The organism is Psychrosphaera sp. F3M07, from assembly GCF_018860345.1.
Lineage (GTDB): Bacteria > Pseudomonadota > Gammaproteobacteria > Enterobacterales > Alteromonadaceae > Psychrosphaera > Psychrosphaera aquimarina.
In genome coordinates this window covers 182,088-207,725 of sequence record NZ_JAHKPJ010000012.1, presented here as the reverse complement: position 1 = coordinate 207,725, position 25,638 = coordinate 182,088, and the positions used below count along the sequence as shown (strand labels likewise).

General features: G+C 37.7%; 19 protein-coding genes. All 19 read left to right on the top strand.

Annotation, left to right across the window (positions count from 1 at the left end):
- Positions 1 to 14 precede the first annotated feature (14 nt).
- The 19 genes from bcsB (at position 15) to fliP (ending at position 25,636) form a co-directional block, all read left to right on the top strand.
- Positions 15 to 2,639: a cellulose biosynthesis cyclic di-GMP-binding regulatory protein BcsB gene (gene bcsB, locus KO505_RS05980; protein WP_216054538.1), complete on the top strand. Its 2,625-nt coding sequence runs from the start codon at positions 15 to 17 to the stop codon at positions 2,637 to 2,639.
- The gene (bcsZ, locus tag KO505_RS05975) at positions 2,639 to 3,751 is read left to right on the top strand and encodes a cellulose synthase complex periplasmic endoglucanase BcsZ (protein WP_216054537.1); all 1,113 of its coding nucleotides are present in this window, start codon (positions 2,639 to 2,641) and stop codon (positions 3,749 to 3,751) included. Before bcsB ends, bcsZ begins: the two co-directional genes overlap by 1 nt.
- A complete protein-coding gene (locus KO505_RS05970; protein ID WP_216054536.1) occupies positions 3,741 to 7,589 on the top strand; it encodes a cellulose synthase subunit BcsC-related outer membrane protein in 3,849 nt (1,282 codons plus the stop codon). Before bcsZ ends, KO505_RS05970 begins: the two co-directional genes overlap by 11 nt.
- An 87-nt stretch (positions 7,590 to 7,676) precedes the next feature.
- Entirely contained in the window at positions 7,677 to 9,224 is a 1,548-nt protein-coding gene (locus tag KO505_RS05965) for a BcsE family c-di-GMP-binding protein (RefSeq protein WP_216054535.1), read from the top strand.
- Between the two features lie 165 nt (positions 9,225 to 9,389).
- Positions 9,390 to 10,994 carry a cellulose biosynthesis protein BcsG gene (bcsG, locus tag KO505_RS05960; RefSeq protein ID WP_216054534.1) on the top strand — a complete coding sequence of 535 codons (1,605 nt, stop codon included), beginning with the start codon at positions 9,390 to 9,392 and terminating at the stop codon, positions 10,992 to 10,994.
- 264 nt (positions 10,995 to 11,258) lie between these two features.
- Complete coding sequence (locus KO505_RS05955) at positions 11,259 to 12,488, top strand: PAS domain-containing sensor histidine kinase (protein WP_252731658.1); 1,230 nt, start codon at positions 11,259 to 11,261, stop codon at positions 12,486 to 12,488.
- The gene (locus KO505_RS05950; protein WP_216054533.1) at positions 12,485 to 13,864 is read left to right on the top strand and encodes a sigma-54 dependent transcriptional regulator; all 1,380 of its coding nucleotides are present in this window, start codon (positions 12,485 to 12,487) and stop codon (positions 13,862 to 13,864) included. The genes KO505_RS05955 and KO505_RS05950 overlap by 4 nt, the downstream gene beginning before the upstream one ends.
- Before the next feature lie 224 nt (positions 13,865 to 14,088).
- Positions 14,089 to 14,436 carry a flagellar hook-basal body complex protein FliE gene (gene fliE, locus KO505_RS05945; protein WP_216054532.1) on the top strand — a complete coding sequence of 116 codons (348 nt, stop codon included), beginning with the start codon at positions 14,089 to 14,091 and terminating at the stop codon, positions 14,434 to 14,436.
- A gap of 112 nt (positions 14,437 to 14,548) precedes the next feature.
- Positions 14,549 to 16,198 carry a flagellar basal-body MS-ring/collar protein FliF gene (fliF, locus tag KO505_RS05940; RefSeq protein WP_216054577.1) on the top strand — a complete coding sequence of 550 codons (1,650 nt, stop codon included), beginning with the start codon at positions 14,549 to 14,551 and terminating at the stop codon, positions 16,196 to 16,198.
- The gene (fliG, locus tag KO505_RS05935) at positions 16,191 to 17,234 is read left to right on the top strand and encodes a flagellar motor switch protein FliG (RefSeq protein ID WP_216054531.1); all 1,044 of its coding nucleotides are present in this window, start codon (positions 16,191 to 16,193) and stop codon (positions 17,232 to 17,234) included. Before fliF ends, fliG begins: the two co-directional genes overlap by 8 nt.
- 53 nt (positions 17,235 to 17,287) lie before the next feature.
- Positions 17,288 to 18,325, top strand: coding sequence for a flagellar assembly protein FliH (locus tag KO505_RS05930; RefSeq protein WP_216054530.1), 1,038 nt, complete (start codon positions 17,288 to 17,290; stop codon positions 18,323 to 18,325).
- 1 nt (position 18,326) lies between these two features.
- Positions 18,327 to 19,664, top strand: a complete 1,338-nt coding sequence (fliI, locus tag KO505_RS05925; RefSeq protein ID WP_371819962.1) for a flagellar protein export ATPase FliI — start codon at positions 18,327 to 18,329, stop codon at positions 19,662 to 19,664.
- A gap of 19 nt (positions 19,665 to 19,683) precedes the next feature.
- Complete coding sequence (fliJ, locus tag KO505_RS05920) at positions 19,684 to 20,151, top strand: flagellar export protein FliJ (RefSeq protein ID WP_216054529.1); 468 nt, start codon at positions 19,684 to 19,686, stop codon at positions 20,149 to 20,151.
- A 115-nt stretch (positions 20,152 to 20,266) separates the two neighbouring features.
- On the top strand, positions 20,267 to 22,225 hold the full coding sequence (locus KO505_RS05915) for a flagellar hook-length control protein FliK (protein WP_216054528.1): 1,959 nt from the start codon (positions 20,267 to 20,269) through the stop codon (positions 22,223 to 22,225).
- A gap of 140 nt (positions 22,226 to 22,365) precedes the next feature.
- Positions 22,366 to 22,893 (top strand): flagellar basal body-associated protein FliL, encoded by a 528-nt coding sequence (gene fliL / locus KO505_RS05910; RefSeq protein WP_216054527.1) that lies wholly within the window; start codon positions 22,366 to 22,368, stop codon positions 22,891 to 22,893.
- 21 nt (positions 22,894 to 22,914) lie between these two features.
- Entirely contained in the window at positions 22,915 to 23,985 is a 1,071-nt protein-coding gene (gene fliM, locus KO505_RS05905) for a flagellar motor switch protein FliM (protein ID WP_216054526.1), read from the top strand.
- A gap of 13 nt (positions 23,986 to 23,998) precedes the next feature.
- Positions 23,999 to 24,400 (top strand): flagellar motor switch protein FliN, encoded by a 402-nt coding sequence (fliN, locus tag KO505_RS05900; protein WP_216054525.1) that lies wholly within the window; start codon positions 23,999 to 24,001, stop codon positions 24,398 to 24,400.
- Positions 24,375 to 24,884 carry a flagellar biosynthetic protein FliO gene (fliO, locus tag KO505_RS05895; protein ID WP_216054524.1) on the top strand — a complete coding sequence of 170 codons (510 nt, stop codon included), beginning with the start codon at positions 24,375 to 24,377 and terminating at the stop codon, positions 24,882 to 24,884. The genes fliN and fliO overlap by 26 nt, the downstream gene beginning before the upstream one ends.
- Positions 24,881 to 25,636: a flagellar type III secretion system pore protein FliP gene (gene fliP, locus KO505_RS05890; RefSeq protein ID WP_216054575.1), complete on the top strand. Its 756-nt coding sequence runs from the start codon at positions 24,881 to 24,883 to the stop codon at positions 25,634 to 25,636. The genes fliO and fliP overlap by 4 nt, the downstream gene beginning before the upstream one ends.
- Positions 25,637 to 25,638 lie beyond the last annotated feature (2 nt).

The window sequence follows — 25,638 nt, the reverse complement described above, 5'->3', positions numbered from 1 at the left end:
AAGGCTGAATTTTAATGAGATTGAAACATATATTTTTGATGTTCTTTTGTGGCTTGTTATCTTTTAACGTCATATCGAGCTCTATTTTTGTAACTACCGACACGGTTGAGCTTTTTTCAAAAAAGAATGAAAACCTAATTGGAAATTGGCCGCAAGATATGCTGTTCACTGCAGACGTGGATGACGATCGCTGGTTAGTGGTTAATGGTTACTTCTCTTCAGTTGAATGGGTTCCAATTTCAACACCTACTTATATAAAACAGTCTAATGAAGTGCAGTTAACCAGTGATGGCAAAGATCTCACGTTAACGGAAGTTGAAGGGTTTATTAAAGGCTTAGGTACGGAATTAGATACAAGCGACTCTCAAGATAGCTTGAGCATACAACAGTGGTTGGATAAGAATTACTTCGCCAATTGGGCGAAAAGTGTGCATAAGCGAAAAATGTTATTACCTCACTTAACTGACAACGTTAATCAACAAAATGCACAACTAAAAGAAAAAATTAATTCTACCTTCCGATTGAGTGACTTAGTAAATCAACAACCTTTAAAATTAAATGGTAACAAAAGCAGTGTGGACTTTTCTTTTGGTACTCGTTTAGATCGGGTGGTAGAGCAAGCAACATTAAATTTAGAATTTATCTATTCACCGACTATGGTAACAGGTCAATCTCAAGTAAAAATCTATTTAAATGACGAAGTGGCCGGCGTGATCACGGTTGACCCCAAACAGGCTGGTAAAATAGTACAGAAACAGATCGTTTTGCCGAGTTACCGCTTCCGTGAATTTAATAACGTTAAATTTGAGTTACTTGGATATTATGAAACGATGAATGGTCAATGTTTTGATCCTGGTCATTTAGGGCTTTGGTTTGAATTATTATCCACAAGTAACATAGTGTTAAATGAACATCAGCTGCCTCTGCAAAATGACTTGTCGTTATTGCCGGTTCCTTTTATAGATGCCAGACAAATGTCGAAGCAGTTAGCAACATTTATTTTTCCTAAAACGACAGACACTGAATTTGTAAGTGCCGCGACAAAAATGGCAGGTTGGTTAGGCGTGCAAGCGGAGTGGCGCGGTAATCAGTTTGATGTTTTATTTGATAAGTTACCAAAATCACACGCTATAGTGTTTGCTACCAATGACAATAAACCCTATTTTTTGAAGGATTATCCTAACATCAACCAGCCTACGGTTGTTATGGCGAATCACCCGTTATACAAAGATTACAAACTATTATTAGTATTAGGTAAAGATGCTGAGCAGTTAAAAACGGCCGCAGAAGGTGTGGCGATTGGGCATAATAATTTATCTGGGCAAGCCGCACATATTAGCAAAATTGATTACTCTAAAAAATTATTACCTTATCAAGCGCCATTATGGGTCAATAATGAACGCCCAATGAAATTTAGCGAATTTGTGAATGATGAAAATGAATTAAAACGACAAGGGGCTTATTTAGCTCCGATTCGAGTCAATATGCATATTCCAGCTGATTTGTTTATTTGGGAAACTCGTGGCGTACCAGTGGACTTAAATTATCGCTATACACCACCGGCAAAACCAGATATTTCAATGCTAAATGTGAAAATTAATAATTCATTGGTTGAATCTTTTAAGTTGACAGAAGGTGATGGTATTTGGGAAGGCGGTTCTCGTATTAGGATGCCGTTTGCGAAAGAGTTATTTAGCATGAACTCTGAGCTCATGTTGCCAAGTTTTCAGTTGGGTATTCAAAATCTAATGGAATTTGATTTCATTATAAAAGACGATCAACGTGCTTGTTTAAATGAGCCGTCACAAAAATTTGTTCAAATAGATTCAAATTCAACTTTAGACTTTAGTGGCTTTGAACATTATGCAGAAATGCCCAATATGGCTTCTTTAGCTTATTCTGGTTTGCCTTTCACGCGAATGGCAGACCTTTCTGAAACCTTGGTTATACTGCCTAATAAATTTTCAGAAGAAGAGTTAGAGCTGACATTAACGATGTTTGCGCGCTTTTCTGCGATAACAGGTTATCCAGCAACAAAAGCACAGATTTCTAAATCAGACCTTAAGGTTGAGTTAAACAACAAAGATATTATTTATATAAATTCTTTTACCGAAGAATCCAACTCAATAGATGATGGTTTAAATGCGTTAATTAAACGTAATAGTCATAGGTTAGCGTTAACTCAAGATTTGTTTAAAGACAGCCATCAACAAGAAAGGCAATTTATAGACACTAAAGAAGATGAAGTGTTTGTGTCTTTTGAAAATGAAAACTGGGGCAACATTGCAATCATGTCAGAGTTTGAGTCACCAGCCACATCAGGTCGCTCAGTATTATCTATCATGGCTTCTCGTAAATCTGGATTAGACTTGGTATCGGAAGTATTTCAAGACCAAGGTAAGTTATATTTACTAAGAGGCTCTACGGTTATTTTCCATGAAAACAAGATTGTTCATAATACCGTAGGCGAGAAGTATTACACCGGTGAATTGCCAATTTGGGCGTTCACTCGATATCAATTAGCGCAAAGACCTAATTTGATGTTAGCGATTGTATTGTTCTCGGTCTTTTTGGTTGCAATGATAGCGTGGCGTGTTCTTAGATTTGTATCGTATAAACGTGTTCATGGTGATCATTAATGAAATTCAGAGGCTTACTAATGGGATTTACTCTCATTTTAAGTTTGTCTGTATGCTCAGAAGAGGCTGATAAAAACTGGCCTCTGTGGCAGTTTTTTCAAACGCAATTTATTACCGAGTCAGGTAGGGTAAATGATCCTTATGGCGGCAAAAATATTACGACCTCCGAAGGGCAGTCATACGCACTTTTTTTTGCTCTGGTAAATAACCAGCCTGAATTATTTGACCAGTTATTAAATTGGACGGAACAACATTTATCAAAGGGAAACTTGGCGACCAACTTACCTGCATGGCAGTGGGGTAAGAATAAGCTTGGCCGCGGTAATGTATTAGATCAAAATTCTGCATCAGACTCAGATTTATGGATATTGTATTGTTTGTATGAAGCAAGCCGTCTTTGGGGTAAACCAGAATATGCACGTTTAGCGGATCAGCTTGCTATAGCGATATTGCAAAATGAAGTATATTTTGTTGCAGATGTAGGTCATTTTTTATTGCCTGGGGTATCTGGCTTTGTGAATAACAAGCGGAGTATTAAACTCAATCCCAGTTATGTGCCGATGCAATTGATGGATTATTTTGCATTCTATTTAGAAGATAAACGTTGGCGCAGTCTTCAACAAACGTCGTTGTTATTAACCATGGAAAGCTCTCCCCGAGGTTTTGCCCCTGATTGGATTCATTATGACTTATCAACTAATAGCTTTAATCAAGCCTCGAACGGAAGTTATAATGCCATTAGGGTATATTTATGGGCGGGCATGTTGTCTGATGAAAGTGAACATTGGCCATTGTTCAAATCCCATTTTGCTAAATCCGTTGGTTTTGTGAATAAATTACAGGGCGTTCCAGAGTCGATTGATATTAATATGCTTGCGTATAACAATATTGGAAATATAGGGTTTGATATTAGCTTCCTCCCTTTGGTCAGTCGATTAGAATACCCACAATTAACACAAACCATTATGGCTAAAATAGAAAAGGCTAACCTTTTAAATTCGAATAGTTATTATCAAAGTGTTTTAGCCTTATTTGGTTTAGGCTGGGCAGAAAAACGTTTTGCGTTTACTGATACAGGTGCATTGACGGTAAGTTGGAAAAATGAAAATTAATCATATGCATTGGGTATTGAGTGTCGTTTTTTGTCTTTTATTAATGAATACACATCCGGCAAAAAGTAACGAACAAGGCGTAAACGTTTTGTTGGAACAACTGTCATTTCAGATGGGACAACGTAACCTGTTTCAAGCAGAAAAAACCTTAAGTAAAATTAGTAAAGTTGCGCCTAATAACCTTATATATCTTCAAGAAAACATTCGTTTTTTGGCTGAGTCAGCTCGTTTTGAGGAAGCCAGAGTTTCCTTATTAAAAATAAAAACACGGTTATCCGTCGATGAATATAATGTTTTGTTGCAACTGCTTAATATTTACCAAAATAACCGTGAAGTATTATCTGAAGCCAGGCTACTTAATACCCGTAAACTCTATAAACAAGCCTTAGATAAATACGATGGATTATTCCAATCTAAAGACCCTCATTATTCTTTAGCGTTAGAGTATTGGGACATCATTACTGAAGTACAGCCAGAGCTGGAACCAACGGTTTTGTATAAGTTGGAAAAACTTAGCAAACAATATCCCGCTAATACTCGAATAAAATTAGCGTATTTTAAATACTCCTTAAGAGCTGGATTAAATAAGTTAGCAATTTATCAAGAGTTGTATTTATTGACGTTTAATACCGTATGGCAATTCGAGGCCAAACGATTATGGCAATATGGGCTGCTGAATACTGAAGTAACAGAAAGTAATAAAAAAGGTTTCTTGGATTATTTAGAGCGTTTTCCAAATGACACTTGGATCACTTACCATTATCAAGACGGTTTAGATGCAATCAAGCAACATAATATTTTAATGCGTGATCCAGCCTACAGAGCAAAAATAAAACTGCCAATTATGTTGGATAACGATGATCCTTTGCCAGAAATATCTTTGGCGCTAGAAACAGCTAAAACGAAATACGCTAATGACCAAGTTGTGGTCATATCTGAAGGTCGGTTGTTGTTCAGGAAAAAAGATTTTAATGGAGCCATTGCGGCTTTTAATCGTTGTATTGAACTCTTTGTGCCTACGCCGTCTGTATGTGTTTCATTGATCCGAACAACAGAGTACTGGGCGTTAATTGAGCAAGTAGAACGAGACATCGTCGAGCAAAACTTTGAATCGGCACAAGATAAAATAAATGAGTTATATAAATTTGAAGACGAAAGTAACTATCATATTTTATTAGACGGTAGATTACATGAAACACTCGGCGACCTTATTATTGCAGAGCAACTATATTTATCGCTTTTAGCATTAGACCCTTTAAGTCGCCAGGTTCTCGTTACCATAATGGAGTTTAAACTAAATCATTATGGCAAATTAAATATGGATACTTGGGTATCTGGTCTTTCACTGCAACAGACCAATGTATTACTGAGTGATTACCATGCCTTATTGATAGCTCGAATAAGAGAAAAGGCCGATGCTCGGTTGTTAGAAGGGAATGAACAAGACGCTGAAGCCTTATTACTTTCTGGTTTACAGATAGTGCAAATGCATCCATGGGTAACGTATGATTTAGCAAGGTTATATATATCGCAAGGAGACGTATCTAAAGCGTTAAATTTATACCAACCGATATCTGATAAGGTGGAAGTAAAGTACTCACACAGTTTAATTCTTGCTAGTTTAGATATGTATGATCGTGCCATTAACGTCCTCAAAAGTATCCCGTTAGAGTCGCGTACAGACAGTGTACTCAATGACATTTCTGACTACGAGTTTGCATTAGCCATGATGAAAGTCGATGAAGCAACTCAACACAACCGTTTATCTTTATTGCTAAAAGCTTCAGACAAGTACAGCAGTAACCTAGTGTATATGTCTAAGATCCAGCAAAAAATGTTGCAGTATGGATTCTTAGAACAAACTGTGCTGTTGGCATCGGCATTAGCCGATTCAAATTTAGGTTCTGAAGTGATTCAACGGGTTGATGTATTATTACGACTTGCCCAAGTTCAGCTAATAACTAAACAAACCGACCAAGCCATCGACACGTTAATCCAAGTGTATGCTGAGGTTAATCGTTCATTAGACAACAACTTGGATTTAGCTGATTTATCTCTAGACTTGCTTGAGCAAGGTGATTTGCCGGCTCAGTTAGACAATAAGTTAACAAAACTATTGGACCGTCAAACCTCTGACTACCCTAATCTTGCGGATGTTTGGGCGGATAACTTACGAATTGCTGAAGTTAATCAAGAACCAATAAAAATGTGGGAGGCGCTGTCGCATTTAGTAAAGCTAGAGCCTTCTCAATCGTATCGATTTTATCAATTATTTTCGCTATATGAAGATCATCAAGATACGTTAGACATTTCTGAACAAGTATTTAAGGATGACTATTTAATTCCGTTTATTCAAATGTATCCTTTTAATCCTGTCGGTTATGATTTTGCTTATCGACTTTATTATCGATTGCCAGAACTAAATGAAGACGCCAACAGTTTAATGAAAAAAGGCTACTACACTGCGTTGATGACAGATATTGGTGATCCTAACGAGTTCGACGTCCGACCTTTTACTACTGGCGATGAATTAATTCAACAAACCGAAACGAGTGATTTAAGTCATTTACAAAAACAAAAAATACAAGAATATTATGACTTAATGAATTCCAATGAGCGCATTAGTAAAATAGAAGTCAATCAGGGCTCATGGTTAGTTAACCGGTTTCAAACTGCGGTACGTGAACACAGTGAAAAACAGAATCAACGTTTAGAATTAGGCGTTAAGCAGTATTCAAAGTCTGGAGGACAAGGGTCATCGGAATATGATTTGTCTGTATTAAGCTTAACGTATGCAGCTCCAATGGATAACGCATGGTTAGGTATGGGCGAATGGTATATTAAGATTGATCCAACCGTATTAAATGCTGGCGTTTTGGATGTTAGAGATCCAACAAACGATACGTTTGGCACCATTGCTTTGTGTGATGACCCTTGTGATAATTTATTGTTAGAACAAAAGCGCAGCGGTTTTTCAATTGCGTTAGGATTTGAAAATGAATCCTTTATTGCTGATATTGGAACTAAACCCATAGGTTTTGAACTTGTTGATTGGGTTGGTGGCATTAACTATAACAATAGTATTTGGAATATTGGTTGGTCTATAGGGGCTAGTAAACGTCCGGTTACCAGTTCTTTATTGAGTTATTCCGGAACCGAAGATCCAAATTCTTCCATTATTTGGGGAGGAGTCAGTTTATATAATATGGGTATGTCGTTAAGTTATGATCAAGGCACAGGCTGGGGAATTTGGGCGTTAGCGGATGCAGGCGCTATTACGGGTACTGAAATTAAATCAAATCAACGCACCCGTGCCATGGGGGGCGTGTATTTAGATTGGTTTAATCGTGATTGGTTAACGGCTAGCATAGGTTTAAATTTATTTACTTGGCAATACCAAGACGATCTAAGTCAATTTACTTTAGGCCAGGGTGGGTATTATAGCCCGCAAAAATATATGGCGGCTTCAATCCCACTTAATTTTTATGGACGTTTGGGGGACTTTACTTATCAAGTTGATTTATCTATTTCTCGGTCAGAGTCAGGTGATGATGAAACTATGTTTTATCCAAATCACCCTGAATATCAAGCGGCTTTTGACTTAGTAAGTTCGGATAGTTTTAGTGGTGGGGATACTAAAGGCCAAGGTTATTCGGCGAATGCAATGATAGAATATAAGTTAACCAATCACTGGATATTTGGTACAAATTTAACGATTCAAAAGTCAGAGTTTTTCTCACCCAATAGCCTCTACTTTTACCTAAAATATTATTTTGAACCAAATCTTCAACCGGCCAATAGACGGCCAGATCCTGTGTCTATTTATATGGATTATTAAAATGATAAATAATGTGTTGGTAAACACCTTATCTTTGTTAATTGATTTAACACAAAGCACTACTTTAGTTATAGGGTCTGTTTTTACATGTCTGATTTAAATATAACGGGCTTACCACCTTTAATAAATGCGCTGGAAAAAGGCAGAGTATATTGCATTACTGTGCAGTCTAGTAGTTGGTTTGATTTGTTGATGAGCCATATTACAGGCAATAATAATACGTTATTAACGTTTCGTAACGTGGCTGTGGATTACCCTAATGTTGTTGAAAAGTATAACGATAAACAGATAGATATTATTACTGTTGAGCAAAAAAGCTTAGTTAAGTTGTCAAAAAAGATCAGTCGTTTAGTTATTGAGTTTAGCCAGCTTGGAATTAAAAATGGGGCTCTTTATATTGATGCTTCTGATCAATTATTAGGGTCAAATAAAAATAATGAACAGCTTATTACTGAGTTAAGACATTTTGCTAAAAAACAAAATGTATCGATTGTCTTGTTATTTAGTGAAGGCGATAAAGGCTCAAATGTACAAACACTGTTAACTGAACATCGTACTGATTTCTATGGTGTAATGAAGTTTGAGGGTGAAATTGACCCTAACATGTTACAAATAGACATTTGGTATACAGAAACAGGTTGTGTGGTAAATCAAAATTATCGAGTTCAAAATCTGAACGGCAGAGTCGCGTTAACTAAGTCAGATAATATAAACTTTGCGACGGAGCAATTTGAGAAGTCGAATGTCATCGTTGACGAAAATCATACTGAAATTGGTGTGATATTAAACCGCTCATGGGAATTGGCCAAAGATCAAGATGATCTGTTTAGATTGGTCAAAGAGAATCCATCGGCCACAGTAATTATTCATGGCTTAAACTCTATTTCGTTAAAAGATTTAGCAAAGAAAATATATAAATTACGACAGCTTGCTGGTGAGAACTTAAAAGTTATTGTGTTAGAAGTGAATGTCTATTTACGAATGACAGAACAGAATATTTTAAGGTGTTTAGGCGCAAATTTAATTTTGCCTCGTAAAATTCAAATTAACACCTTAACAAACATTATTAGTGCTACTGAAAATTTGGTATTTGTTGGTGATTTAACCGCTGACTTTTACGACATCTATGATGAAGAATTAATGCCTTCTCAGATGGGATATTTATCCCCTAAAGCATTTAAAGCTGAACTAGATAAATTAAGCCACAGTTCTATAAAATATGGCATAAGTAGTTCGTTAGTTATACTGAAAATCCCTTCTGGCATTGCTGCGATGGATACGATTAAATATGCCAAATTTCATCGTCACGGTGATATCTATTGCATAATAGACAACTTTGTATATATCTATTTATTTGGCTGTCGAGATGAAGACATTAACATTACGTTAACCCATATATTAGGCGCGGAACCATTGTTGATTTTCAGTTCTGGTAAACGTTATGTAACACAGGACGCCGTCGCATTACAAATTATGAAATTGCACGAATACATTGAAAATAACCCTGTGGTTGATTTTCATAGTAGAATAGTTGAGTTCACGGAACATAAAGAAAAGATGGAAAATATGCGTTCTGATAAAATGGATTACTTTGAAATAAACGTCGCCGTTCCGGCCAACTTAAAGTTGAAATAACATGAGTTTTGAAAATTTCATTATATTAACCTTTAGCATTTTAATATGCGGGATATTGGTAGGTTTGGTAATCAAAAGGTTATGGGCAAAGCTCAAACGAAGTCGTATCTATTATCTTTTAACACCCAAATTACTAAAACCTTATGCTGGAGATAAATAATTAACATGGTCCCACCAGAGTCTGAACAAAAAACGCCTTCAATTATCTTATTTTCTGAGCTAGGTGTATGGAATTTATACTTTTTATTAAAGTTGTATTTATTTGCCACGCATTCCATTAATTTTCATTTTTTGGAAAATATCGCATTTTTATTATTTATCATCGCACCGTTTCAGACGCACTTTTTATATAAACTGCGTCAAGTGGTTGTTATCCCAATGGGAATATCGCTTTTATATTATGATTCTTGGTTACCGAGCTTTGACAAATTAATCATACAGATTAAAAACCTGGCTAATTTTGATATTAGTTATTTATTTGAGTTATCCACACGTTTTTTCAATTTTGAATTAGTGGCCGCTTTTTTTGTTGTGGTTGTTTGTTATTACTATTTTAAAAACTGGATCAAGTTCACCAGTATAACCATAGGTTTATTTGCATACTTCTTGTTTATTCAGTACTACCAACCAGAAGCGGATACAAAGACACAAATCGTTCGTGCGCAAAATACCACTAACAATACGAATACACAGTCGTCAAATAGCCCTGACGAACATTTACAACAGTTTTTTAGTTACGAAGCTAAGCGTAAAATTGGTTACGACAATGTCACTATGAATCAACCGTTTGAATTGCTGTTTTTAAATGTATGTTCTTTGTCTTGGGATGACTTAAAACATACTGGATTAGATACGCATATATTATTTGATAAGTTCGATATTATGTTTCAGCAGTTTAATACTGCGACCTCTTATAGTGGTCCAGCTGCGATACGCCTACTTAGGGCGAGTTGTGGCCAACGAACGCATTCACAGTTATATTCGCCAGCAGACAATCAATGTTACCTATTTAATAATTTAGCTAAACTAGGTTTTGGTCAAAACTTACTTATGAATCATGATGGTAAGTTTGATAATTTTGAACAGTATATTAGAAAAGAAGGGGGCTGGAATGTCCCAAATCAACTAGATCCGCAATCTCCTTTGATTCAGAAGTCGTTTGACGGTTCTCCAATCTATTCTGACCGTTCTTTATTCGACCAATGGTTAGCAAAAACAGACAGTAAACCAAGCGCAACATTATATAACACGGTTAGTTTGCACGATGGTAATAAAATACTGGGCAATCAATCTAGGTTAAACAGTTTAGAAAATTTCCATCCAAGACTGTTAACCTTGTTAAATGACATTAATTATTTATTTGAAAAAATTGAACAGTCTGGTCGAAAAGTGATGGTTGTTTTGGTTCCTGAACATGGCGCGGGTATTAAAGGCGATAATTTACAATTGGCTGGAATGCGTGAATTTCCAAGTTATAATATCACTCATGTTCCTGTGGGCGTTAAGCTGTTCGGAATGCCTAAAGGTAAAGAACAAACGTTGAATGTTAGTTCCCCTACGAGTTATTTAGCTATTTCAAAACTTGTCCAACAAGTTGTTGAAAAAGATATGTTTGGCGAGCCTACATCAACTCTATCTGCCATTATTAATAGTTTGCCAACAACAGAGCCGGTTTCTGAAAATGATAGCGCTACGGTAATAAGACACAATGGTACGTATCAAATGAAGATAGGTGAGGAAGATTGGATCCAATACGGTAATGACAACTAAGATTAAGTATTAAATACTCGATAAATAGGGTGAACAAAAACGAGCTAATTAGCTCGTTTTTTTGTGCCTGAACCAATGCACATTATGGTGGTTAATGGCGCAATGTTCGGGCTTGTTTTATGGTTTAAAAACTAAGGTTGTCAATTTTTTGTTATTGGTTTGTTTTATTAAAACAAGCTCTTAACTGACTGATTTTATTGAAAATAAAAGTTGGCATAAAGATTGTTTTAATCAGTCTGTATTAGACCGGAAAGAGACAGTATTATGTCAGCAAGTATTACCGCAGTTATATCAGATAAATCGTTAGTCGATTCACCTTTAAAATTGGCTTCGTTTACTCCGATGATGGAATTAGGTTTTAACCATGATAGTGAAAGCTCCTTTGGCGCTTCGCATCAGGTATTCCGTCAATCCAAAACTAAGGACGGTAAATCCAACGAGATAAACTTATTACGTAAACGTAATGAGGAACTCAGTCATTTGGTCGACGTATTACCAAATGGGGTTGTAGTGCTCGACAATAAAGGTCAAGTCTCCCAAGCGAATAAAGTCGCAATAGAATTATTAGGTGTGCCACTGGAAGGTGAGAAGTGGCGCACAATTATCACTCGTTCATTTAAACCAAGAAGCGATGATGGGCACGAAGTGTCGTTATATGATGGACGTCGAGTTAAGTTAGATATAATGCCACTTCAGTCTGGTCAACTGATTGTTATGACAGATTTAACGGAAACCAGAAAATTACAAGATAGAATTAGTCATTTACAGCGTGTATCGGCATTGGGACGTATGGTGGCGAGTTTAGCTCATCAGATTAGGACGCCTCTGTCAGCGGCTATGTTATATGCAGCTAATTTATCTAATTCAAGATTACCAACCGATAAACGCAAAACCTTTGTCGGTAAATTGACATCGCGTTTGGTCGACTTAGAAAAGCAAGTAAATGACATGTTGATGTTCGCCAAAAGTGGCGAGAATCAAGTATTAGAACAAGTGTCTATGCAACAGCTTTTAGCGGATGTTTATCAAAGTTCAGAAGCGTTAGTCGCTCAAAATGGTGACTTTAGTGTCGAATTACCAGAACCAGATATTTGCATTTTAGCTAACAAAACCAGCCTTGCCAGTGCCATTACAAACTTAGTACATAATGCTGTGCAAGTAATTGGTAAAGGCGTTGATATACATTTATCAGCAAGGCGTATTAATCAAATACCTAATCAAGTTTGTATTTCCGTTGAAGATAATGGCCCTGGTATTAAACCAGAACAAATGGAAAAAATATTCGAACCATTTTTTACCACTCGCTCACAAGGAACTGGACTTGGGTTGTCTGTTGTTAAAACAGTCGCACAAGCACACCAAGGACGCGTCGAAGTGATTAATAAAAAAGAGGGCGGTGCAATATTTAATTTGTATCTACCAATCAAACTAACTAGCCAAACAGAAGACAACAATAGTGCGTTAGAGAATGAAGCACAGGAGAACGTAGCATGAGTCAATCACAAATATTAGTAGTTGAGGACGATTCAGGTCTTAGAGAAGCTCTTGTCGATACTTTATCTATTGCAGGTTATTCAGTAGTTGAAGCTGATTCAGCTGAATCTGCGTTAGTGTTATTAAAACAAAAAGTTATTGATATTATTATTTCAGATGTCCAAATGGGCGGATTGAGTGGACTGGATTTATTAAAGTCGGTTCGTAAGTTGTATCCCAATACGCCATTTTTATTAATGACGGCATATGCCACAATCGATCACGCTGTGGAAGCAATGAAATATGGTGCGATTGATTATATGGCCAAACCTTTTGCGCCAGAAGTGTTGTTAAATATGGTGGGGCGTTATGCGCCAGTTAAACAAGTCGAGCGACATACTCCGATAGTTGCTGATCAAAAAAGTAAAGAATTATTAAAATTAGCGGCCAAAGTCGCTTTATCAGACGCAAGTGTGATGATCACCGGACCAAGTGGTGCGGGTAAAGAGGTAATGGCACGTTATATACACGACCAATCCAATCGTTCTGATCATGATTTCATCGCGATTAACTGTGCCGCTATTCCAGACAACATGTTGGAAGCAACCTTATTTGGTTATGAAAAAGGGGCGTTCACTGGCGCAATACAAGCATGCCCAGGTAAGTTTGAACAAGCCCAACACGGCACCATATTGTTAGATGAAATAACCGAAATGGATATGAATCTACAAGCCAAGTTATTACGGGTATTACAAGAACGTGAAGTGGAACGTTTAGGCAGTCGTAAAACCATTAAACTTGATGTTCGTGTCTTAGCGACATCTAACCGTGATTTAATGTCTGCGGTACGTGAAGGTAAGTTCAGAGAAGATTTATATTATCGTCTTAATGTATTCCCAATACGTTGGTTGCCATTAGCACAACGAAAAGATGACATTACACCAATCGCATTTTATTTATTAAGCCGCCATTGTGTTGAGATGGGACGAGAGATCCCTGATTTTTCAGCCGCAGCAAAAGCGAAACTATTGAATCACTCATGGCCTGGTAACGTACGAGAACTAGACAATGTGATCCAACGTGCCTTGATATTGTGTGTTGACGATAAAATTGAAGTGGAACATATCTTATTAGAAGAGTTTGCTATCGATAATATCGCTGCAGGTATTAAAGCAGATTTATTAACAGAAGCGGCACCACAGATAGCGCCAGAATTAGAAGAGTCACCTGATTTTAAGATGGAAATACGAGATCAAGAGAATCGACTTATATTAGATGCGTTATTAGCGTGCCGAGGTAAACGCAAAGATGTAGCGGAAAAACTAGGAATTAGTCCAAGAACGTTACGTTATAAATTAGCTAAGATGCGTGAGCTAGGTATAGAAGTTCCGGCTTAATTCAGAACGTTTTAGTCCAAATCGGCTAACGCCCTATGCGATTTTATCATCACATAGGGCTTTGCTGTTTCTGCTCCATTTGTTCAAGTCAAATTTTTGTCATTCCCCAAATACGTCAAAATTTTTAATAAAACCCTTTAAAAACAACGGGTTAAAAACTGGCATTATATCTGCAAAATCCAGCTTAGTTTAAGGCGAATCGTGTCTTTAAGAGGATTTTATTTATGAACATTCAAGCTAATAATTTATATTCAGAACTGCAAGCAATGGCGAATCAAGTTTCTGGTTCTGCTCCTGCTATACGTCCTAACATGGAAGTGAATCCTCAACAGGTTAACAACACATCCTCTTCAAATTTTGGCCAGTTATTAGAACAAGCCATAAACAACGTTAACGATATCCAAGCTAAGTCGGGTGAATTAAAAACCGCGTTAGAAATGGGCGATCGTTCAGTTACCCTAGCGGAAACGGTTATAGCATCAAATAAAGCCGGCATTGCTTTTGAAGCGACGGTTCAGGTTAGAAATAAATTAGTAGAAGCTTACAAACAAATAATGAGCATGCCAGTTTAATTGGTCATCGAATTAACAGTTTCAAATAAAGGTATCTAAAGTGGCTGACGAATCAACACAAATCACATCTCCAAATGACAACGACTTATCGTCGGATGTTGTTTCACTTTCCATGGATAACATGGACATGGTGGAAGAACAAAAGTCTGGGTTTATGAATGCAATTTCTAGCGCAGAAGTTATGCGTCAGGGCGCACTTGTCATTGCCCTTACTATTTGTTTAGCCATTGCTATTTTTATTATCATCTGGTCTCGTGAACCGGATATGCGTCCATTGGGCAAGTTTGAAACTGAACAGCTAATCGAAACCCTTGATTATTTAGACGGACAAAAAATTGAGTATGTTTTAGATCAAAATGTGATCATGGTTGATGGTGATGATTATCAAAACATCAAATTGTCGTTAGCTCGTGGCGGATTAACTAATAACCCTACAGAAGGTTCTGACATCTTAATGCAAGATTCAGGTTTTGGCGTAAGTCAACGTATGGAAACCGAACGTTTAAAACATGGCCGTGAACAACAATTAGCAAGAACCATTGAAGAATTAAATTCAGTCGCCCGTGCCAGAGTATTATTGGCGATACCAAAAGAAAACATCTTTGCAAGACATTCTAAAAAACCATCAGCGACAGTTGTGATCACGCAAAAAACAGGTCGTATGTTAGCGGAAGAAGAAATCGATTCTATTGTGGACATCGTGGCTTCTGCAGTTCAAGGTTTAGATCCAGCCAAAGTTACCGTGACCGATCAAAATGGCCGTTTGTTAAACTCTGGTTCTCAAAACTCATTATCTGCATTATCAAGAAAACAGTTTGATATTGAACGTAAACGTGAAGAAGAATACAAAAACAAATTAGACTCAATCTTGTCACCGGTTGTCGGTTTAGAAAATTACACGGCACAAGTGGACGTAACAATGGACTTCACGCAAGTTCAAGAAACGCAAAAAACCTATAACCCTGATCTACCAGCAATTCGTAGTGAATTATTAATTGAAGACAATACAACGGGGAACGGTGCGTTAGGAATTCCTGGGGCATTATCCAATCAACCACCATTAGAGTCTGACATTCCAGAAAATGCATCTAATGGTATGACGAGAAGCAGCAGTGGTCGTAGCCATAAAGAACAAACTCGTAACTATGAGTTAGATCAAACGATAAGCCATAAACAAAGTCAGACCGGAGTTGTACGTCGAGTTAGTGTTTCTGTTGCAGTCGACTATTTAACGACAACAGCAGAAGATGGAACAATTCAACGAGTGCCTCGTTCACAGCAAGCTTTAGTTAATATCCGTCGATTATTACAAGGTGGTATTGGATTTGATATGAACCGCGGTGACATCTTGGAAGTCGTTACCATTCCATTTAATAAACCGGTTGATGTTGCTGATATCGAAATACCGTTATATGAACAAGAGTGGTTCCAACCGTTATTCAAACTATTAGTGGGCATGATTGTTATCATGACATTGATATTAGGACTTGTTCGTCCAATGTTAAGAAAACTAATTTACCCAGACGACTCAGATCAGTATGAAGAAGATTCGTTAGGTGGTGTAGACTTAGGTGATGCAACGTTAGACATGTTAACAACAGAATTTGATGAGGCTGATATCGGTTTCGCGGCAGACGGTTCGTTACAGTTACCAGATTTACATGGTGATGAAGACCTATTGAAAGCAGTACGAGCGTTAGTTGCAAATGAACCAGAGTTATCGTCTCAAGTAGTGAAAGGGTGGTTATTAGAAGATGAGTGATGCAGCAGCAATAGAAGAGCAAAAACCTAAGTTTGACGTAGACAAACTAGAAGGTGTTGAAAAAGCGGCGATATTACTATTAAGTTTATCGGAAGAAGATGCAGCTCAAATACTAAAACACCTTGAACCTAAACAAGTTCAGAAAGTAGGTATCGCGATGGCACAAGTTGATGACTTAAGCCAGGATAAGATATCTGCGGTTCATCGTACCTTTATCGAACAAATTCAAGATTACAGTACGATTGGTTTCCAATCTGAAGACTTTATCAAGAAAGCATTGACCGCAGCGTTAGGTGAAGAAAAAGCAGCAACATTATTAGATCAAATTATTTTAGGTGGCGGAGCTAAAGGCTTAGACTCATTAAAATGGATGGACTCTAAACAAGTTGCGAATATTATTCGAAATGAGCATCCACAGATACAAACCATTGTACTCGCTTATTTAGAACCGGATCAGTCGGCCGAAATTTTGGGGCAGTTCTCGGATAAAGTTCGAATAGACTTAACCATGCGCATCGCGAACTTAGAGGAAGTTCAGCCTGCTGCATTACAAGAATTGAACGAAATTATGGAGAAACAGTTTGCGGGTCAAGCTGGTGCTCAAGCAGCCAAAATGGGCGGCATGAAAGCCGCTGCAGAAATTATGAACTTCTTAGATACCAATATTGAAGGTCAGTTGATGGATGCGATGCGTGAACATGACGAAGAAATGGCACAACAAATCCAAGACTTAATGTTTGTATTTGATAACTTAATTGATGTAGAAGACCGCGGAATTCAAGCGATTTTACGTGAAGTACAGCAAGATTCATTAATGCGTGCGATTAAGGGGGCAGATGAAGCCCTTAAAGATAAAATCCTCAAGAATATGTCTAAACGTGCTGCCGATATGTTGGCTGATGATTTAGAAGCAATGCCGCCAATTCGAGTATCTGAAGTTGAAACCGCACAGAAAGAAATTTTGGCAATAGCGCGTAGATTAGCTGACGCAGGTGAAATTATGTTAGGCGGCGGCGGCGGTGACGACTTCTTATAATGAAGTCGTGATAACCCAATAAACCTCAATGGTTACCAACAAGAGATAACATAGTGATAGATAAATTAGGTAAAAAACCCCTAACACCAAACAGAGAATTACTTGATTTGCTGCAAGATTGGGTTGCACCAGATGTAACACAAAGTAAAAAATCTGAGTTTGTTGGTAAAACCAACTTCATGGGTACACCTTTAGAAGAGTTATACAGCAAAGCTTTATTACAAGAAGCGGTTGAAGAAGAAGACGTTAAACCGTTAACGGCTGAAGAAATTGAGCAAATTCGTCAGGATGCTTACAACGAAGGTTTTGAACTTGGTAAAGAAGAAGGTTATCAAGTTGGTGAAGCTCAAGGGTTACAAGAAGGTCATGAACTAGGCGTTAAAAATGGTCATGAGCAAGGTTATTTGGCCGGCCTAGAGCAAGGCCAATTTGAAATAAATGAAAAAATTGCTCGATTAAAAGACTTAACTCATCAGCTTTATCATCCAATTGAAAAAGTAGATAAAACCGCGGAACAACAACTATTAAACTTAGCGGTTATGTTGGCTGAATCTGTGATACGTCAAGAAATCAAAACTAATAAAGACGTATTGTTGACGGTTCTGCATGAAGCAACATCATCGTTACCTTTTAATACCGACTTTGCCGAAATACATATACATCCAGACGATCTCAAATTGTTAACTGAAACGTATTCAGAAGAAGCGATTATTGAACAAAAATGGATCATTAAAGAAGAGCCTGGATATCAACAAGGCGATATCATCGTGATGACGCCAGACTCGTTAATCGACCGTAGTGTTAAACAACGCATAAAACAAAGTATTGGCCACTTTATCGAAAAAGCAGAATTAAACAAAGAGTTGAACGACTATTCACAACAAACAACCCGCCATATACCAGAAGAAGATTTGGAGAGTAATGCGGTCTCAGAAAGTCAACATCAGCCTGTTGATACCTCAAATATAGATGAACAGGTTCCCGCACACACAACTGAAAAAATTGAAGAAATGAACGCCGCTCAAACTGAAGAGCCAAGTTTAGAGCCAAATAATGACTCAACGCTTAAGCCTGAAGGTAACGAAGGTTAAAATGATCAATATGATGACGTTAAGCCAAAAATTAAAAAAATATGAAGGCTGGATTGATGATGCCAAGCCGGAAGTATCAGGACGTTTAACCAAAGTTACAGGTTTAACTCTTGAAGCTGTTGGCTGTACGGCACCCTTAGGTGGTCATTGTCGAATTCAAACATTAAATGGTGAAGTTGACGCCGAAGTTGTTGGGTTTGAAAACGAAAAATTGTTTCTTATGCCAACGGATCAGATTGGCGGCATTATGCCTGGTGGCCGCGTCACCGTTTCTCATTCTAGTCATACTTTACCGCTATCTCTTAAGTTGTTAGGCCGGGTGATTGATCCTATGGGAGTCCCGTTAGACGGATTAGGTGCAATTGAAGCTGAGCCTAACGCGCAACAAACAAGTAAACCGTTAAACCCGTTGGCCAGACGTCCTGTAAAAACAGCTATAGATGTGGGTGTTAAAGCAATAAACGGCATTATTAGTGTTGGCCAAGGTCAAAGAATGGGGTTGTTTGCCGGTTCTGGTGTTGGTAAGTCCGTATTACTTGGCATGATGACCCGAGGTACGTCAGCGGACGTTATCGTGGTAGGACTGATTGGTGAACGTGGCCGAGAAGTAAAAGAATTTATTGATGATATTTTAGGTGAACAAGGCAGAGAAAAAGCTGTCGTAGTCGCTGCTCCAGCTGATATGTCACCCATTCGCAGGTTAAAAGGTTGTGAAACCGCCACACAAATAGCCGAGTACTTTAGAGATAAAGGGCTTAATGTCCTATTACTAATTGACTCCATTACACGTTATGCACAAGCACAGCGTGAAATTGCATTAGCAATAGGTGAGCCGCCAGCAACTAAAGGGTATCCGGCGTCGGTATTTGCGAAGTTACCTGCATTAGTAGAACGAGCTGGTAATGGAGGAGAAAATCAAGGTTCGATAACTGCGTTTTATACCGTGTTGTCTGAAGGTGATGATATGCAGGATCCTATTGCTGATGCATCAAGGGCTATTTTAGATGGACATATTGTATTGTCACGTGAGCTCGCTGACTCTGGTCATTATCCTGCCATTGATGTGGCTAAATCCATCAGCCGAGTTATGCCACAAGTGGTTAGCCATGAACATATGCAAATGGCTCTGATTTTTAAGAAGTTATTATCTGCTTACGAACAAAATAAAGATTTAATATCAATTGGCGCGTACGCCCCAGGCAGTAACCCTGTGGTTGATAAAGCGATTCAAATGAAACCGGTTATTGATGCGTATTTACAACAAACGATGAAAGAAATTACCCCTTTTGATATGTCGCTTATGCAATTGCAGCAGTTGACTAGACAATTACAACAGTAAGTTTTAAGGGAGAACGGTCATGGCTAAAGTAAATAAACAGTTGGAACTGTTGTTAAGAATTGAGTCGGAAAAAGAACAACAATTTGCCACTGAGTTACAATCGGCTCAATCATTTTTACAAGCCGGTCAAACTAAATTAAAACAAGTACAAAGTTATAAGTTAGAGTACTTAAAGCGTATGCAAGCTATGGGTGACCAAGGTGTGTTAGGCGGCAATTATCAGCATTTTCAACGATTCATCGTACAATTGGAAGCCGGTATAAAAAAACAAATTGAAGTCACTGAAACCTCTAAACAAGTGTTACAACAGCGTAAAAGTGTCTGGTTAGAGCAAAGCAAAAAAGTGAAAGCAGTACAAACCTTAATAGATAAAAAACGTAATCAAATTCAAATGGTTATGGATAAAGAAGAACAATCCATATCAGATGAATTTGCCTCGCAAAAATTCATTCGAAATAAGATCGCAGCCGCTAATCAAGTTAGCTAATCTAATGTTGGAACAAAATTTGAATAACTATGCCATGTCATTGGTTAATACTAACCATTAAATCGTTATTCGAAACGTTCAAATACTAGGTTCGTCATTCGACGAAGGAGATACAATGCTACCAAATAAAATACTATCAAATCATACTGTTAGTGAACAAAAGCGTGAAGCTGTAGCAAATCAATCCAATCAAAATAGCTCTGATCGTAAATTCGAAGACGCCATGTATGAAAGTCGTCAACATCAGTTGAATACAGAACAACGACAAGAAGCGGCAAAAAATGATCATGTACGCCAACAGCAACGGCAGCAACAAGAGCAAACGCAAGCTAGAGTTGAAAACGAGCGTAATGCACAACGAGCAAAACAATCAAATAACGCAAAAACTGAAGAGGCTAATAATCAATCTAACAAACGGATGAACCCGCGCTCTGAGACGCAACATTCGCAAGATCGAAATCAAGGAGCTGACAAAGTTGAAGTGACAAAAGATGCCACTAACGATGTGGATGATTCAAAGCCAACAGACAAAAGTGAAACTGAAATAGCAGCCGACGCTAATGTTGCAGCACAAGGTGCGGTTCACACTAATAAGGTTGATGAGTCCAATATTGATCCTCAATCGAAGAATGCAACAACAGACGATAATACAAAATCTGACATGGACGTGAGTAACGAAGTCGATAGTGCATCTTGGTTAGATACCTTCATGAAAATTGTGGCTGATAATGAGAAGAAATCTGATCAGTCTTCAAGTTCACAAACGACAGATAACGATAAATACAGTAAATCAGTCGCGGCATCAGACGGTCAAACCCGAGAGTTACCGAGCGATGAATTAATCGATATGTTATTAGAGTCTGAACAATCAGCGGTTAAAAAACTATTTTCAGATTTTGCGAGTTTAACATCACAGCAGCAAGATGACAGTGAGATTCAGTTCTCTCAATTAACCAGTTTACTTGCGGATAAGGTTGCACAAGAAGGCGAGAATAATGATGCTGAAAATGTAACCGATGACGGTGAAACTAAAAGCGCTGATCAAGACCAAATCATTTCAGATTTGTTAGCTCAAACACAAAAAAATGTATCTCAAAATACTGATTCAAATCTTGATGGGAAAGATTCGTCATTAAACGCAGAAGCTCAAAGTGAAAAAAAGCTAAATCAAGATAATGCACAGGTCATTGCTAATTCGGCATTGCAGCAACAAATTCAACAAGCACAAAATGCAGATAATACTAAACAACCCAGTTTAGTTGAACAAACAACCAAACAGAGCAATGTACTAAGTTTTGTAAATCCTGCGTTGATGCAAATAAATAAACAACAAAATGCAACTGAAATTGAAAATGGTAAATTTTCGGCGCAATTCAGTGATGAATTAGACGAATTGATGAATACCGAAGTCAAGGTTTCTAATAAAAATGAAATGAGCACAGATGCTGAATTAAAATCCATATTAGATATCCGTACGGCCAGTTTATTTGCTAATCAAATAGACAGTGGCAGCAAAGGAACCGATTCTTTTACTAAACCTGAATTGGTAGATGTTAATGGCGTTCAGTTAGATAAAACGCTTCAATTACCAAAGTTAGAACAACTTTCTCAAGCTAAGAACGAAACCTTGTTACGTGAAAATATTTTATTTAATAAACAAGAATTAGCGAATCATATGCAGCAACAAGTTGGTTTAATGATGTCTAAGAATATGAAGTCCATTGATATCCGTTTAGATCCACCTGAGTTAGGTGCGATGCAAATAAAATTAACGATGAATAATGATCAGGCGGCTGTCAGCTTTGTCGTATCTAATCAACAAGCCAAAGACGCACTAGATGCTAGTTTACCAAGGCTTCGAGAATTGCTTGAGCAGCAAGGCATGAATTTGGCTGAAAGTGACGTTCAGCATGGCAGTGCTCAAGGTGAGTCAACTACAGGGGATGACAATAATGGCGCAAACTCTGGAAACGGCATGTCTAATGATGATGCTCAGGATGATGCAAACTTACATGCCCAAGAACAATTAAATCGGGCAATAAAGTCACCTTGGAATGTTGATTATTACGCTTAAGGTGACAAGCATTGTCGAATAGTTGTGCGATTTAATAAATATAACCTAGAAATGACAGTTTATTAGGCTTAATTATTGCTTATTGTTGTAATGGCAAATACCATTGGATGATATGTAAATTAGGTAATATGGAGAGTTAGATGGCTGAAGAAAATGAAAATAATTTGACACTGGAAGAAGAAGCAAACAGTGGTAAGAAAAAGATGATGGTTATCATTATTGCCGCAGTAGTGGTCATATTATTAGCCGTTGTTGGATTTTTCATGTTTTCAGGTGGTGATGAAAGCCCAGAACAAGCCCCAGCTGCAGCAGCTGAAAGTGCACCAGTAGTTGAAGGTGCTGCACTTGGCAATGCGATGTACGTCACTATGCCTAGACCATTTACGTTTAATGTTCCTGGCACTACACGTGATCGACTAGTACAAATTAAAGTACAGTTAATGGTACGTGGTGATAATAATCATGAACTGGCAAAGCGCCATATCCCGTTAATTGAAGGGACGTTGTTAAAAGCATTTAGTACAGCAAATGCTGACGATTTAGCCACAACAGCAGGTAAAGATGCGATAAAAGCTAAAGCTGTTAAAGATGTGCAAAAAGCGGTATTTGACGTAGCTGGCTCGAAAATTGTAGAGGAAGTATTGTTTACTGGTTTTGTAATGCAGTAACAATATAACTAAGAGAGTAATATGACTGATCTTCTGTCTCAAGACGAAATTGATGCGCTACTTCATGGTGTAGATGATGTAGAAGAGGAAGAAATTGATGAATCTGACGGTGGCGGTAAAACCGGCACATTAGATTACGATTTCTCTTCACAAGATCGTATCGTTCGTGGACGCATGCCTACACTTGAACTTGTAAACGAGCGTTTTGCTCGTCATATGAGGATCAGTTTATTTAATATGATGCGTCGTACAGCCGAGGTTTCAATTAACGGCGTACAAATGATCAAATTTGGTGAATATATTCACACCTTATTTGTTCCAACTAGTTTAAACATGGTTCGATTCCGTCCGTTAAAAGGGACAGGCTTGATTACGATGGAAGCTAGGTTAGTGTTTATCTTAGTGGATAACTTTTTTGGTGGTGACGGACGTTATCACGCAAAAATTGAAGGACGCGAATTTACACCAACGGAAAGACGTATCATTCAAATGTTATTAAAACTAATATTTGAAGATTACAAAGAGGCATGGTCGCCAGTGATGGACGTATCTTTTGAATATTTAGATTCAGAAGTAAATCCAGCAATGGCTAACATCGTATCGCCTACAGAAGTTATCGTTATTAGTTCATTCCATATTGAGCTAGATGGTGGTGGCGGTGATTTCCACGTTGCCTTGCCATATTCAATGTTAGAACCGATTCGTGAGTTGCTGGATGCGGGTGTACAAAGCGATAAAGAAGACACCGATTATCGCTGGAGTAAAGCACTGCGTGATGAAATTATGGATGTTTATGTTGATTTAAGTACCCAGTTATTAGAAATGGAGATACCGTTAAGTCAAATTTTAGAGCTAAAAGACGGCGATATCATTCCAATCGAAATGCCAGAACATATTACAGTTTATGTAGAAGATTTACCGACATATCGAGCTAAATTAGGCCGTTGTCGAGATAATGTAGCAATACAGATATCAGAAAAAATTAAACGTCCAGAATCAGCCAAGTCAGAAATGAATGTACTGACTAAAGGTGGTCGAAGACTGGATGATGACTCAGAACTTCTCGCGTTAGAAGACGATTTAGTATTATAAGGGGTAAATGGCCATGAGTGATGAACAAGATACTATGGACGAATGGGCCGCAGCATTAGCAGAAGCTGAAGGTGTTGAAGATACCGATGACGGTGCGGTTCCGGCTGAGTTTGATGAATTAAAAGATACAAGCGGTGGACTAAATGAAGATGAGTCTAGAAAACTAGAAACGATTTTAGATATCCCTGTTAATATTTCGATGGAAGTGGGTCGTAGTAAAATTAGTATTCGTAATTTACTTCAACTAAATCAAGGTTCTGTAGTAGAGTTAGATCGAGTTGCAGGTGAACCTCTTGATGTATTGGTTAATGGCACATTGATTGCGCACGGTGAAGTGGTTGTGGTTAATGACAAATTTGGTATTCGACTAACGGATGTAATAAGTCAAATTGAACGTATTAAAAAATTACGCTAGTAACTTTAAACGTTATTTATTGTTAGCATCATTAAGCTTAATCGCTAATGATGCTTTTTGCTTTTCAGAAAACCCCACAAAAGTGATTGATACTGGCGCAGGATTAAGACCTGAAACCGGCAGCGTGCTGTCGATGATAATGGCACTGTTGTTTGTACTTTTTGTTATTTTTGTTATTTCATGGCTAGCCAAAAAGTTTAATTTAACACCTGCCTCGTCAGAACATTTCAAATTGATCAACAGCATGTCCTTGGGCGGGCGAGAGCGGATAGTCGTAATCGAAATTCAAGGTGAACAACATGCGATTGGTGTCACCAATCAAAGTGTTAACCACTTGTTTAAGTTAGCTGAAAATATAGAAAAACCGACTCAACAGTTGACAGATAACCATTTGATTAACAAGATAAACAAAATGTTTGGTTATCAAGCACCGGAACAAAAGCTTAATAATCCACTTAGCTCTAAAGTGAAGGACCCAAAATAGTGAAATTTATCCTTATTGGCATAATGTTGCTTTTATCTATTTTTACGCCAGATGTTATGGCGGAAAGTGGCACTATTTCAGCATTAACAGTAACGGACAATCCAGACGGCTCAAAGGAATACAGCATTACACTGCAAGTGTTAGCTATGATGACCGCCTTGAGCTTTATACCAGCGATTGTCATGTTAATGACGTCTTTTACCCGAATTATTGTTGTGTTAGCGATATTACGACAAGCGTTAGGGTTACAACAAACTCCTAATAGCCAAATTTTAATTGGTATTTCATTGTTTTTAACTTTTTTTATCATGGCACCGGTATTTGATGAGATCCATCAAACTGCAGTAGAGCCTTATTTAAATGAAGAAATAACCTCAATTCAAGCTTACGATATTGGTAAAATTCCAATGCGTGAGTTTATGTTAGCGCAAACTCGTATCAGCGATTTACAAACCTTTGCCGAGATAGCGGGTTATACGGAGCTCAATGCGCCAGAAGACTTACCTATGTCAGTGATCATACCTTCTTTTGTTACTTCTGAATTAAAAACAGCATTCCAAATTGGTTTTATGTTTTTTATTCCTTTTTTGATCATAGATTTAGTTGTGGCTTCGGTTCTGATGGCGATGGGCATGATGATGTTGTCACCAATGATAGTGTCATTACCATTCAAACTGATGATGTTTGTTTTAGTTGACGGTTGGTCTTTGGTTATGAGTACTTTAGCTAAAAGTTTTGGGTTAGGGACTTAAAC

Bases quoted from the DNA above. Each gene is read 5' to 3' on its own strand.
- KO505_RS05965 (WP_216054535.1), top strand. From the start codon at position 7,677: ATGTCTGATTTAAATATAACGGGCTTACCACCTTTAATAAATGCGCTG.
- bcsG (WP_216054534.1), top strand. From the start codon at position 9,390: ATGGTCCCACCAGAGTCTGAACAAAAAACGCCTTCAATTATCTTATTT.
- bcsZ (WP_216054537.1), top strand. From the start codon at position 2,639: ATGAAATTCAGAGGCTTACTAATGGGATTTACTCTCATTTTAAGTTTG.
- KO505_RS05955 (WP_252731658.1), top strand. From the start codon at position 11,259: ATGTCAGCAAGTATTACCGCAGTTATATCAGATAAATCGTTAGTCGAT.
- bcsB (WP_216054538.1), top strand. From the start codon at position 15: ATGAGATTGAAACATATATTTTTGATGTTCTTTTGTGGCTTGTTATCT.
- fliJ (WP_216054529.1), top strand. From the start codon at position 19,684: ATGGCTAAAGTAAATAAACAGTTGGAACTGTTGTTAAGAATTGAGTCG.
- KO505_RS05970 (WP_216054536.1), top strand. From the start codon at position 3,741: ATGAAAATTAATCATATGCATTGGGTATTGAGTGTCGTTTTTTGTCTT.
- fliE (WP_216054532.1), top strand. From the start codon at position 14,089: ATGAACATTCAAGCTAATAATTTATATTCAGAACTGCAAGCAATGGCG.
- fliG (WP_216054531.1), top strand. From the start codon at position 16,191: ATGAGTGATGCAGCAGCAATAGAAGAGCAAAAACCTAAGTTTGACGTA.
- fliM (WP_216054526.1), top strand. From the start codon at position 22,915: ATGACTGATCTTCTGTCTCAAGACGAAATTGATGCGCTACTTCATGGT.
- KO505_RS05915 (WP_216054528.1), top strand. From the start codon at position 20,267: ATGCTACCAAATAAAATACTATCAAATCATACTGTTAGTGAACAAAAG.
- KO505_RS05950 (WP_216054533.1), top strand. From the start codon at position 12,485: ATGAGTCAATCACAAATATTAGTAGTTGAGGACGATTCAGGTCTTAGA.
- fliI (WP_371819962.1), top strand. From the start codon at position 18,327: ATGATCAATATGATGACGTTAAGCCAAAAATTAAAAAAATATGAAGGC.
- fliL (WP_216054527.1), top strand. From the start codon at position 22,366: ATGGCTGAAGAAAATGAAAATAATTTGACACTGGAAGAAGAAGCAAAC.
- fliN (WP_216054525.1), top strand. From the start codon at position 23,999: ATGAGTGATGAACAAGATACTATGGACGAATGGGCCGCAGCATTAGCA.
- fliF (WP_216054577.1), top strand. From the start codon at position 14,549: ATGGATAACATGGACATGGTGGAAGAACAAAAGTCTGGGTTTATGAAT.